Source organism: Streptomyces sp. NPDC054932 (assembly GCF_053610205.1).
Map to the genome: position 1 here is coordinate 1 of NZ_JBSGXU010000246.1, position 10,682 is coordinate 10,682.

Genomic DNA, 10,682 nt, shown 5'->3' on the forward strand with positions numbered 1-10,682 from the left:
CTCTCCACCGGCACATCCGGAGCCACCACCGCCGACTCCAGCAACGCCACCACACCCCCGACCAACCGCTCCGCCGTCGCCCGGTCATACAACTCCGACGAAAACTCCAGAGCGCCCGTCAGTCCGCCGTCGGCTTCCGGAACCAGCTCCACGCTGAGGTCCAGCTGGGCCACTTCGCGGGCGAGTTCGACGACCTCGACGCCGAGTCCGCCGAGGGTCGGCGGCCGCATCGGCACGTTGCGCAGCGCGAGCATCACCTGGACGACCGGCGGGCGGCCGCTGGTGCGGTCGACACCCAGCTCCTGGACGATCCGCTCGAAGGGCACGTCCTGGTGCGCGAAGGCCTCCAGGGAGCTCTCCCGGGAGCGGCGGACCAGCTCGCGGAAGGAGACTCCGCCGCCGACGTCCACGCGCAGGGCCAGGGTGTTCACGAAGAAGCCGACCAGCGGCTCCAGTTCCGTACGGGTACGACCCGCGACCGCGGTGCCCACGACCACGTCGCTCTGCCCCGACCAGCGGCCCAGCACGGCGGCGAAGGCGCCGAGCAGACCCGTGAACAGGGTCGCGGACTCGCCTTCGGCCAGCCGGGTCAGGCGGGTGACGAGCTCCGGGGACAGGGTCATGGGCACGGAGTCACCGGCGAAGGACTGCTCGGCCGGGCGGGGCCGGTCGCCGGGCACGTCGAGCACGGCGGCGCCGGCCAGTCGGCCGCGCCAGTACGCCAGCTGCTCCTCCAGCCGCTCACCGGAGAGCCACTCGCGCTGCCACACGGCGAAGTCCGCGTACTGCACGGGAAGTTCGGGGAGCCTGGGGGCCCGTTCCTGGGCGCATGCGGCATACATCTCGGCGAGTTCGTCGACGAGGACGCCCAGCGACCAGCCGTCGACCACGATGTGGTGGACGCAGAGCACCAGCGCCCAGTCGGTCTCGGTGCGCCGCAGCAGCGAGGCCCGCACCAGCGGCCCGCGCGCGAGGTCGAAGGGCAGGGACGCCTCGGCCCGCACCCGCTCGAAGAGTCCTTCCTCACCGGTCCCGGCGGGCAGCTCGACCACCGGCAGCGGCACCCGGCCGACCGGCCGGACGATCTGCCGGACGGTGCCGTCGGCGCCTTCGCCGAAGACGGTGCGCAGCACCTCGTGCCGGGCGACCAGGGCGCCCAGCGCGCCTTCGAGGGCCGCCACGTCCACGGCCCCGGTCAGCCGGAGCACGATGGGCAGGACGTACGCGGTGGAGTCGGGTTCCAGGGCGTGGAGGTACCAGAGCCGCTCCTGGCCCGGCGAGGAGGGGAAGGCGTTCTCGGCCCCTTCGGTACGCGGGCGGCGCGCGACGGCCGGGTTCTTCAGGGCCTTGCGGCGGGCCAGTTCGAGTGTGAGCTTGGCCCGCTGCTCGGGGGTGAGCCCGGCCAGGGCCTTGGTGAGTGCTGCTTCGGTGGTCATCTGCTGCTCCTGGGCTCAGGCGCCGGGTGTGATCAGTTCGAGGTCGCGGGCGAGCGCGGCGAGTACGGGTCCGGGGTGCTCGTGCAGGAAGAAGTGACCGCCGGGGAAGACCCGCAGGAGGCGGTCGCCGTCGAGCTCTTCGGGCCCCCACGGCCAGGCCTCGTCCGGGCCGACCAGGGGGTCGCCGTCGCCCGTGTAGACGCGCAGGGCGCAGGGCATCGGACGCTCCCGGCGGGCCCGGTGGCGGGCGAGCACCTCCAGGTCGGCGCGGAGCACCGGCAGGTACAGCCGCAGGAACTCCGGGTGTCCGCGGAGCTCGGGCGGCAGGCTGCGGGAGTGGTCGAGCAGGGCGAGCAGTTCCTCGTCCGGGGTGGCGGCCCCGCCGGCCCAGCGGTCGGGTCGGTCCGCGGCGGGCTGGGCCGCGGCGGCGGCGATGACGCCCCGCACGGGCTGTCCACCACCGGTCCCGGCGCCGGTCCCTCCGCCGCTTGCGCCGCTGCCGTACCGGTGCCGGAGCGAGCGGGCCAGCTCCCAGCCGACGGCCGCCCCCATGCTGTGCCCGAAGATCACCAGCGGCAGCTCGGGGAGCGCCGCCAGGGCGGTCTCGATCCCCTCGATCACGTCGGCCATCCGGGTCATCGGAGGCTCGCCCATCCGGGAGCCGTGGCCGGGCAGCTCGACGGCGACCACCTCGGTGCCGTCGGGCAGCTGCTCGGCCCAGCGCGCGTACGCCTGGGCGGTGCCGCCGGCCGGCGGCAGGCAGAGCAGCCGGCGGCGGGCGGGCCCGGGGGACCGCCAGATGCGCAGCCAGCGCGAGCCGGCCGCCGGGACGGGGGCAGGGGCGGTGAGGACGGGGGCGGGGCGGCCCGGCACGGCGGCCGGGCTGCTCAGCGGCGGGGAACTGATGCTCATCCGGGTCCGCTACTCCTCGAAGTGGCCGGGGGCGAGGCTGCGCAGCACGCAGAACTCGTTGCCCTCCGGGTCGGCGAGCACGGTCCAGCTCGATTCCTTGGGCGTGCCGATGTCGATCCGGCGGGCGCCCAGCGCGACGATCCGCTCCACCTCGGACGCCTGGTCCGAGTCGATGGGGCAGATGTCCAGGTGGAGCCGGTTCTTACGGGTCTTCGTGCTGTGGGCGCGCTGGAAGACCAGCTGGGCGGGCACCGCGGCCCGCCGCAGCTCCTCCAGCGGGGCGATCTCGGCGGGGCCGATCTCCACGAGGTTCCCGTCCCGGTCCTCGTGGACGGTGTAGTCGAGGACGGCGCACCAGAACTCGGCGACCTTGCGCGGGTTGGCGCAGTCGACGACGAGCTGCTCGAAACGGCTGGTCATGCTGCAGCCCCTTCCTGCCGGGCGGTGATCCGGTGCGCGCGCAGGTGCTCGTAGAAGGGGAGCTGGGCCTGGTGCAGCGCGGCCAGGTGGGCGTTGTTCCCGACGGTGTCGGCGTAGTCGCCGGACCGGTCGTGGATGCCGGTGCTGGCGGCGGCGTCGCGGTGCCAGTCCTCGAAGACCTGCCACTCGCTGCGCTCACCGGCCTGCCAGCTGAGTGCGCCGGGCAGGTCGGGCAGTCCGGTCAGCGAGCTGTACGCGGCGGCGATGCCCGCCGGGTCGGCGACCAGGTCGGCCGCTTCTACCACGGGCGGAACGGCGCCGGTGGCGGCGCGAACCATGTCGAAGATCTCGGCGCAGTGGCCGAAGCCCACCTCGTCGGCGGTCAGTTCGGGGTTGCGGGCGAAGTGCGAGGCGATGGCCTCGGCGGGCTCGCGGATGATGAAGGTGTGCCGCAGCGCGGTGGTCAGCCGGGGGTCCGCGAGCAGTCCGGGGTAGCGGAAGTCGGTGGTGTCCTTGAAGTAGACGGGGCGGCCACCGGTGGCGGCCAGCTCCAGGATCGCGTCGAGCAGCTCCGTCTCGCTCCGGTACGCACGCCCCTCGATCTCGAAACTGCCTTTGCTGGCGAGGATGTTGAAGGGCTCGTGGAGGACGGTCAGGTCACCGCGCTCGATCATCATCCGCTCGAAGGCGGTCGAGCGGCAACGCGGCGGACTCCACATGGCGATCACGGCGGGGCCGGAGGCCACGGCCTCGGTGGTGGTCACGGGGTTCCTTTCGTGGAGCGGAGCATCACGGGGAGGCTGAGCGCCCAGGCGGCGGTGAGCACCGCGGCGGCCAGGTAGAAGGGAGCACGCAGTCCGGCGTACGAGGCCACGGCCCCGCCGGCGAGGGCGCCGAGGGGGGACATGCCCACGGCGACGAGCCGGTAGGAGCTGCCGACCCGGCCGAGCAGCCCGGCCGGGACCAGGGTCTGGCGCATGGAGGTGGTGGTGATGGTGAGCACGGCCAGGGCCATGCCGACGGTGCTGAGCACCGCGGCGGCCGCCAGCGGCCGGGAGACGGAGCCCGCGACGACGAAGGCGACCGGGGTCAGCCCGCAGAACAGCAGGACGGTCCGCTCGCGGCCCAGCAGGCGGGTGAGCAGCGGGGTGAGCACGACGCCGGCCACCCCGCCGACGGCGATCACGGCCATCAGCAGGCCGTAGCCGACGCTGCCGACACCGAGCACGTCGTAGGCGTAGAGCACCCCGACCGAGACCACGGCGCTGAGGCCGAAGTTGAAGGCTCCGACCAGGGCGCACACCGAGCGCAGCAGCCGGTGCCGCCACAGCCAGCGGATGCCTTCGGCGGCGTCCGCGAGCAGGGTCGTCGGCTGCCCGGTGCGCGGCGGCAGCGGCGGGGCGGCGCCCGCCAGCTTGGCGACGAGCAGGGCCGAGACCACGAAGGTGACGGTGTCGATGGCGTACGGGAAGGCGGTCCCGGAGGTCAGCAGCAGGGCGGCCAGCGGTGGCCCGGCCAGCTCCACGCAGAGCATCGCCACGCCCTGGAGCAGGCTGTTGGCCCGGTCCAGGACGGGCGCGGGTACCAGGCGGGGGACGATGGCGAGGGTGGCACTGTCCCGCAGCGTCTCCACCAGGCCCATGACCAGCGCGAACGCCAGCAGCAGGGCGATGTTCCCGTGGCCGGTGAACAGGGCCAGCGTGAACAGGGCGGCGATCACGGCCCGGACGGCGTCCGACCAGAACATGACGCGCTGCTGGTCGTGCCGGTCGACGAAGGCTCCGGCGAAGGTCCCCGCGAGCACCCAGGGCAGCTGTCCGGCGAAGGTCACCAGGGAGAGCAGCATCGGGTCACGGGTGAACAGCGCGGCGGTCAGCGGCAGCGCGGCGAGCCGCAGCCCGTCGCCCCAGGACGCGGCGAAGGTACCGGTCCACAGCAGCCAGAAGGGGCGGCCGAGGGCCGGTTTCGGCGCGGGTCCGCCGGAGGGGCCGGCGGTCGGGGAGGACGCGGACGGGGCGTGCGGCGCGGAGGTCATCGCACCGGCCGTCCGCTCGGCACGGTCTCCGGCGCCTGCGGGGCGGCCCGGCCGACCATCGCGGCCACCTCGGCCCGGGAGCAGACGCCGAGCTTCTTGAAGATCCGGGCGAGGTACGTCTCCACGGTCTTCGGGCTCAGTTCCAGGAAGTGGGCGATCCGCTGATTGGTGTGCCCGCGGCTGACCAGGACGGATATCTCCCGCTCCCGGCCGCTGAGTTCGGGCAGCATCGGCTGCGCCTCCTCGGGGACGGACGCGGCCGGACGGACGATGCCGTGCAGCAGGTCCAGCTCCTCCCGCAGCTGGGCGACGTGTGCCGGCAGCCGACTGCTGCCGGTGGCCCGGGATGCCTCCTCGGCCTCGTCGGCGCAGGCCAGCGCCTCGGGCAGCAGGCCCAGGCGGAGCCGGGTGTGACCGAGTCCGCAGAGCAGCCCGGCCAGCAGGTGGCGCTGTCCGAAGCGGCGGGCGAGGGCGGTGGCCCGTTCGGCGTGTCCCTCGGCCTCCCGGGTCCGGCCGAGGAACAGCTCGGCCCCGACCAGCCACTGCACGGCTTCCAGGTGGGCGGCGAGGTCCTCGTCGGCGAGCGAGTCGATCAGTTCGGCGGCCCGTTCGGTGTGCTCGGCGGCGTCCGAACTGCGCCCGAACTGTGCCTCGGTGGCGGCGAGCGCGACGAGGGCGGTGGGGTGCGCGGGGTGTCCGGCCGCTTCGGCCAGCGCGGTGAGCGCGGCCCGGTCGGCGCTGCTCCACTGCCCGCCGGCCTCCAGGACCAGGGCGGTCATGGCCAGCCGGAGCCGGCCGCAGCGGGCGGCGGAACCGGGGTCCGCGGCGGCGGCCCGGTCACAGTGGGCGGCGCAGGCACTGCCGCAGGGCGCGGCACCTGCCCCGGCACCTGATCCGGCACCGGCCGCATCGGTACGGGCGATTTCCCCGCGCAGCAGCTCGCGGGCGGCCTCGTGACGGCCCAGCAGCCGCTGCACCTGGGCGTACGAGGAGACCACCTCGGCCCGCAGTGCCGCGGGCAGCTCGGCCCCGGGGGCCAGCAGCCGCTGGAAGGCGGCGGCCGACTCCTCGAACTCGGCCTCGTGCAGCAGCGCCCGGCCCTGCACGCTCCGGGCCCGCGCCTTGAGCAGCGGGTCGGCGGTGACCACCGGCCGCAGGGCGTGCCGCGCCCAGCGCAGGGCGGCACCCGGGTCGTGCAGGACGGTGTCCTCGGCGGCCTCCACGAGGGCCTGTACGTCATCGTCGTCGGCGACCTCCACCGTGTGCAGCAGCTGCTGCGCGCGGAGTTCGGCCGGTCCCTGGTGGATGCGCAGGGCGGCGGCGGCCCGGGCGTGGGCGCCGGAGCGCCAGCCGCGGCCCGCCGAGTGGTAGGCCACGGCCCGTACGACGGGGTCGCGGAAGCGGAAGTCGGGGCCGTCGCCGACCGGGCGGACCAGGTCCTCGGCGAGGGCCTCGTCCAGGCCGGTGCGGGCCTCGGCCTCGTCGAGCTGGGAGACCTCCAGGGCGATGCGCAGGCCGAAGGTGTCGCCGAGCACGGCGGCCGCCCCGACCATGGCCCGGCCCGCGGGGCCGAGCAGCTGGAAGTCGTCGAGGGCCGCGGCGGCCACCCGGGCGGACGGCTGCGCGGGTACGGACGGCACCCCGCAGGGCCCCTCGGGCTCCATCTCGGCGAGGGCCAGCAGCAGCCCCGGGTTGCCGCCGCTGCGCCGCAGCAGGGAGCGGGCGGCCCCGTCGTCGAGTCCGTCCGGCAGGAGCGCGGCCAGCTCGGCGTCCTCGCAGCCGCCGAGCTCGACCCGGCGGGTCAGACCACGGGCGGCGGCCTCGGCGAGCACGGCACGGGTGCGGTACCCGAGCTGGCGCGGGCGGTGGGCCACCGCGATCAGCACGGGCGCCGTGAGCGGGCGCTCCAGCAGGTAGCCGAGCAGGTCCAGCGAGTCGGCGTCGGCGCGGTGCAGATCGTCCAGGACGATCAACAGGCCGCCGGCGTCGGCCAGGTGGCCCACGAGGCTGCGTACCGCACGGCATTCGCGGTACAGGTCACGGGCCGGCCGGTCTCCGGTCGCGAGGTGGCTCATGGAGGGGAAGAGCACGGCGAGCCGCTGCTGTTCGTCCTCGGTGAGCCGCTCCCGCAGCCTCGGTCCGGCCTCGGTGACCAGGTCGTCCAGCGCGTCCAGGAACAGCCCGAAGGGGGCCGAGTGCTGGAGCCGGTCCGGCCGGCTCCGGCCCACGTGCCATCCGGTGTCGGTCGCACGGCGGGTGAGTTCGTCCAGGCGGCGGGTCTTGCCGCTCCAGGCCTCCCCCAACAGCTCGAGCCCTCGGGTGGGTGCACCCGGGGTGAGCATCTCATCGAGCAGTTGTTGCCAGTGGGCCGTCACAGCTCGTCCCCCTCCTTGTGTGTCCTTTGCGTGAGTGGGCGGTCGCGGTCAGCCCTGGGAGGCCGTCCCGGCGCCGTCCATGGCGCGGCGCAGGCTGAGCGGCCGCATGTCGTTCCAGTTCTCGTCGATCCACGCGAGGCATTCGTCCTTCGCGCCGGTCTTTCCCGGCGCCTGCCAGCCCTCGGGAATTTCCTGACCGACGGGCCAGATCGAATACTGCTCCTCGTCGTTGACGACGACCTGGTACGACTCAACGGGTGCGTTGATCATTAGCTGGCTCCAGTTCCGGTTTCCGGCTTTTGGCTTTCGGCGGGAAAGCGATCCGGACGCCAAACTAGCCAGCCGTCCAGGGCCCGCCACCGGCCCGACCCGGACTTTGTCAGCTGCCCCCGGCGGCCCCGCGGAACTATGTCAACTCACCCGGAGATCGTGTCAGGTAGCCGCGACAGGGCGCTGAACCGCTCTTGATAATTCCGGTGAAGTACGTGTTCCGAGCCTCCCCGCCCGAAATGCCGAACGTACCGAGACACGGAAAGACTGGTGCTCCGTCATGGCTGATTCCGACCCGAATTCCCCGCCCTCCCGGCCTGCTTCCCCCCCGATCTCCCGCCTCTTCGCGCGCGCGGTCACGCGGGGGCGGGCGGACCGATCGGCGCGGCCCGCCGGACTGCTGCTCCTCGTGCTGTTCCTGCTGCTGACGGCCGCTTCCGTGTGGACGCTCCAGCCGCCGGATCCCGAGCCCGCCTCCGCGCCGACGGGCGAGTTCTCGGCCCGCCGGGCCCTGGTGGACGCCGAGGCCATCGGCCGGCAGCCGCGCCCGATCGGCAGCCCGGCCTCGGCCGAAGCCCGCGCCCACCTCACGTCCCGGCTGACCGCACTCGGCGCACAGGTCGAGGCCCGGCCGCAGCCCGTGACGCGCGACGAGCAGGACGGCACCGCGCTGGTCGCAGAGGTCACCAACATTCACGCCTCGTTCCCCGGCACGGCCGGCCCGGACGCCGGGCACCTGGTGCTGATGGCGCACTACGACTCGGTTCCCGCCGGTCCCGGCGCCGCCGACAACGCGGCCAACGTGGCGGCGGTCCTGGAGGTCGTACGGGCCCTGCGGGCCGACGGCAAGGCGGCGCGCAACACGATCGACGTGCTGTTCACGGACGGCGAGGAGCCCGGACTGCTCGGCGCGCACGCCTTCCTCGCGGACGGCGGGCTCGACCCGGCGAACACGGTGATACTCAACCTGGAGGCGCGCGGGGTCTCCGGCCCCTCCATCATGTTCGAGTCCGGCCCCCGCAACAGCGGCGCACTGTCGGCCCTGAGCGGCGCGGACCGGCCGATCGCCACCTCGCTGGCCGACGAGGTCTACACGTACCTGCCGAACGACACCGACTTCAGCGAGTTCAAGAAGAAGGGCTTCGGCGGCCTCAACTTCGCCTTCGTGGACGGCTCGGCCCACTACCACACCCCCGGCGACTCCCTCGAGAACCTGTCCGCCGCCAGCGTCCAGCACCAGGGCGACAACGTCCTGGCCGCTGCCCGTGCCCTCGCCGGGCAGGACCTCACCGAGGTCCACGAGGGCACCGACAACACCTACTTCACGGTCCTGGGCCTGCTGGTCCGCTACCCGAACGGCCTGGTGCTGCCGCTCGCACTGCTCGCCGCCGCCGGCTACGCGGGACTCCTGTGGTACGCCGGCCGACGCGGCCTCGCCCGCCGCGGTGTGGTCCGGGCCGCGCTGACCTTCCCGCTCGCCCTGGTCGGGGCCGCCGTCGTCGCCTTCGGGGGCTGGGAGCTGCTCTGCCTGGTCCGCCCCGGGTACGCCGACCTGTCCATGGGCGACAGCTACCGGCCCGGCTGGTTCCGGGCCGCCTTCCTGACCCTGACCGGCGCCGTGGCCGTCGGCTGGTACCTGCTGACGCGGCGCCGGACCGGGGCCGCCGAGGCCGCGCTGGGCGTGTGGGGCTGGCTGACCGCACTGGGCCTGGCCACGGCCGTGCTCGCGCCCGGCGCGTCCTACCTGTTCGTGTGGCCGCCGCTGGTGGGCTGCGCGGCCCTGTTCCTCGCCGTACGCCGCCGCACCGGCGAGGACGGGGAGTACGGCCGCACCCTGGCCGTGTCCCTGTCGGCGCTGGTCGCGCTGCCGCTGCTGCTGCCGGTGATCGTGCTGGTCTTCCCGACCCTCGGCCTGTCCCTGGCCGTCGCCCCGCTGATCCTGATGGCGCTGCTCGTCACGGTGTCCCTGCCGCTGCTCGGCCTGCTGCCGCGCCGCACCGCCCCGGTCGCGGGCTGGCTGGCGCTGGCGGCCGGGGTCGCACTGGTCCTGACGGGTCTGCGGGTGGACACCTTCGACGCGGAGCACCCGCGGCACACCAGCCTCGCGTACGTCTGGGACGCCGACCGGGGTACCGGCCACTGGCTGAGCTCGGACAACGCACCGCCGCAGTGGACCGGCCTCCTCGCCGGTTCCGAACGGGCCGACGTCCGCGCCCGGTTCCCCACCTTCCCGACGACACTCGCCGGCGGCCTGGTCTCCGAGGCGCACATCGCCAAGGCCGCCGCCGCGAGCGGCCCGGCCGCCCCATGGGTTTCCGTGACCTCCGAGCAGGCCGGCCCGGACGGGGTCCGGACCGTGCGCCTGCACATCAGGCCCGCCCCCGACACCTCCTACCTCAGCCTCTTCGCCGACACCTCGGCGCACGAGGTGCGGGGCGCCGAGGTCGCCGGCACCACGGTGCGCGGCGGTACCAACCGGCCGCTCTCGGCGGGCCCGTGGAAGTGGGGCTTCGCCCTGTGGAAGGTCCCGGCCGAGGGCCTCGACATCACCCTGAAGGTCTCCGGCGCCGGTGAGGTCCCGCTGCGCGTCACCGCGTACACCCGCGGTCTGCCGCCGGGGGCCGTCGCCCTGCCGGAGGACCTGACCTGGAGCACCTGGGGCGCGAACCTCACCGATGTCACGGCGGTCGGCCTGACCGTACGCGGCTGACCGGCGGCCCCCGCCACCACCCGGACGGCCCCCGCACCGTACTCCCCCGACCTGCTGAAGGTCGGACGGGAGACGCTGCGGGGGCCGTCGGCGTTCAGGGGGCCAGGGCTAGAGGGCGGCGAGGGCGGCGAGCAGCTCGTCCTCGTCGGCCTCGGAGAGCTGGATGTCCTGGACGGTCTCGGCGAGCGCCTCGACGGTCAGCCGGCCCGTGAGCATCCGGGTCAGCGGGACCTCCACCCCGAAGGTGTCACGGACGCGCGACACGATCTGCACGGCGAGCAGCGAGTGCCCGCCCAGCGCGTGGAAGTCGTCCCGCACGCCGATGGCCGTCGGGGCCCCGAGCACCTCGGACCAGATCGCTGCCAGCTCCCTCTCGACCTCGTCCCGCGGCTCCACGTACTCCCCGGCGCCACCTTCGAACTCCTCGCTGGGCGGGGGGAGTTGTTTGGTGTTGGTCTTGCCGTTGGGGAGTTGGGGGAGGTGGGTGAGGTGGGTGAGGTAGGTGGGGATCATGGCGGTGGGGA

Annotated in this window: 9 protein-coding genes; 1 reads left to right on the plus strand and 8 read right to left on the minus strand. The window is 74.2% G+C overall.

Going from position 1 to position 10,682, the window contains the following annotated elements; translation table 11 throughout:
- The 7 genes from ACWGE1_RS37150 to ACWGE1_RS37180 all read right to left on the minus strand — a co-directional run.
- The coding region (locus ACWGE1_RS37150; protein ID WP_453424880.1) for a condensation domain-containing protein at window positions 1-1,436 on the minus strand (1,436 nt) is incomplete at its 3' end.
- 15 nt (window positions 1,437-1,451) lie between these two features.
- Window positions 1,452-2,348, minus strand: coding sequence for a thioesterase II family protein (locus ACWGE1_RS37155; protein ID WP_453424881.1), 897 nt, complete (start codon window positions 2,346-2,348; stop codon window positions 1,452-1,454).
- Window positions 2,349-2,357: 9 nt separating this feature from the next.
- Window positions 2,358-2,768: a VOC family protein gene (locus ACWGE1_RS37160; protein ID WP_401280549.1), complete on the minus strand. Its 411-nt coding sequence runs from the start codon at window positions 2,766-2,768 to the stop codon at window positions 2,358-2,360.
- On the minus strand, window positions 2,765-3,532 hold the full coding sequence (locus ACWGE1_RS37165) for a sulfotransferase-like domain-containing protein (RefSeq protein WP_453424882.1): 768 nt from the start codon (window positions 3,530-3,532) through the stop codon (window positions 2,765-2,767). Before ACWGE1_RS37165 ends, ACWGE1_RS37160 begins: the two co-directional genes overlap by 4 nt.
- On the minus strand, window positions 3,529-4,803 hold the full coding sequence (locus ACWGE1_RS37170) for an MFS transporter (RefSeq protein WP_453424883.1): 1,275 nt from the start codon (window positions 4,801-4,803) through the stop codon (window positions 3,529-3,531). Before ACWGE1_RS37170 ends, ACWGE1_RS37165 begins: the two co-directional genes overlap by 4 nt.
- Window positions 4,800-7,178 carry an AAA family ATPase gene (locus ACWGE1_RS37175; protein WP_453424884.1) on the minus strand — a complete coding sequence of 793 codons (2,379 nt, stop codon included), beginning with the start codon at window positions 7,176-7,178 and terminating at the stop codon, window positions 4,800-4,802. Before ACWGE1_RS37175 ends, ACWGE1_RS37170 begins: the two co-directional genes overlap by 4 nt.
- A gap of 48 nt (window positions 7,179-7,226) precedes the next feature.
- Window positions 7,227-7,448 (minus strand): MbtH family protein, encoded by a 222-nt coding sequence (locus ACWGE1_RS37180; RefSeq protein WP_453424885.1) that lies wholly within the window; start codon window positions 7,446-7,448, stop codon window positions 7,227-7,229.
- A gap of 280 nt (window positions 7,449-7,728) precedes the next feature.
- On the opposite strand from ACWGE1_RS37180, the gene ACWGE1_RS37185 reads away from it, so the two are divergent.
- Window positions 7,729-10,158: a M20/M25/M40 family metallo-hydrolase gene (locus ACWGE1_RS37185; RefSeq protein ID WP_453424886.1), complete on the plus strand. Its 2,430-nt coding sequence runs from the start codon at window positions 7,729-7,731 to the stop codon at window positions 10,156-10,158.
- A gap of 108 nt (window positions 10,159-10,266) precedes the next feature.
- Here the strand turns inward: ACWGE1_RS37185 and ACWGE1_RS37190 are convergent.
- Window positions 10,267-10,682 (minus strand): phosphopantetheine-binding protein (locus ACWGE1_RS37190; RefSeq protein WP_453424887.1); only part of this gene is annotated, 416 nt, incomplete at its 5' end.

Excerpts from the sequence above, each read along its gene's own strand:
- ACWGE1_RS37155 (WP_453424881.1), bottom strand. The coding sequence starts at position 2,348 with ATGAGCATCAGTTCCCCGCCGCTGAGCAGCCCGGCCGCCGTGCCGGGC.
- ACWGE1_RS37160 (WP_401280549.1), bottom strand. The coding sequence starts at position 2,768 with ATGACCAGCCGTTTCGAGCAGCTCGTCGTCGACTGCGCCAACCCGCGC.
- ACWGE1_RS37170 (WP_453424883.1), bottom strand. The coding sequence starts at position 4,803 with ATGACCTCCGCGCCGCACGCCCCGTCCGCGTCCTCCCCGACCGCCGGC.
- ACWGE1_RS37180 (WP_453424885.1), bottom strand. The coding sequence starts at position 7,448 with ATGATCAACGCACCCGTTGAGTCGTACCAGGTCGTCGTCAACGACGAG.
- ACWGE1_RS37185 (WP_453424886.1), top strand. The coding sequence starts at position 7,729 with ATGGCTGATTCCGACCCGAATTCCCCGCCCTCCCGGCCTGCTTCCCCC.